Annotated in this window: 2 pseudogenes; one reads left to right on the plus strand and one right to left on the minus strand. The window is 64.2% G+C overall.

The features are described from left to right. A pseudogene (locus DD1DGNOD_RS10750) lies at window positions 1-284 on the minus strand (transposase); the annotation flags it as partial. On the opposite strand from DD1DGNOD_RS10750, the pseudogene DD1DGNOD_RS10755 reads away from it, so the two are divergent. Then, window positions 268-727: pseudogene (locus DD1DGNOD_RS10755) on the plus strand (transposase); the annotation flags it as partial. The pseudogenes DD1DGNOD_RS10750 and DD1DGNOD_RS10755 overlap by 17 nt on opposite strands.

Consider the following 727-nt stretch of genomic DNA (forward strand, 5'->3'; position numbering starts at 1 on the left):
CGCTCGAGGGGATTGTTGGACCAGATCTTGCGCCAGTGGGCGTCGGGGAAGTCCGCGAAGGCGGTGAGGTCGGCCTTGGCGTCGCCGAGCATGGCGGCGACCGCGGGGAACCGCGGCGCGAGGAGGTCGGCGACGGTGTCGACCTGGGCGCGCACGAGCTCGGCGGTGGACTGCGCGAAGATCGTGCCGATGGTGGCGGTGACCATGCTCGCGGAGTGCTTGGGCACCCGGACGGCGACGTTGCGCTGGAAGTGCGTTTTATGCCGACGTCGGCATAAGGTCCATTATCTCCGGGATTTGCTGACCGCCACTCCGAAATCCTCCCAGCCGTAGGTCGCTACCTTGGTGCGTACTGTTTTCGACCAGGCGGATACGAACGAGGTCAGCGTGCAGTTCGACCGGGTCGTCGAGGCGCTTTCGGAGAAACTCCCCAAGACTGCCGACCATTTGTCCGACGCGAAATCCGATCTGCTCGCGTTCACCGTCTACCCGCGGGAGATCTGGCGCCAGATCTGGTCGTCGAACCCGCAGGAACGGCTGAACCGGGAAATACGCCAGCGTACCGACGTCGTCGGTATCTTCCCCGACCGTGGGGCTATCATAAGGCTCGTCGGTGCTGTGCTTGCCGAGCAACACGACGAGTGGATCGAAACCCACCGCTACATCGGCCTGGAAGTCCTCGCCAAATGCGACCCAGCGCAGGAATCCCGCGACACACCCGAGATCG

The organism is Candidatus Protofrankia californiensis (assembly GCF_900634765.1).
Taxonomy (GTDB): Bacteria; Actinomycetota; Actinomycetes; order Frankiales; family Frankiaceae; genus Protofrankia; species Protofrankia californiensis.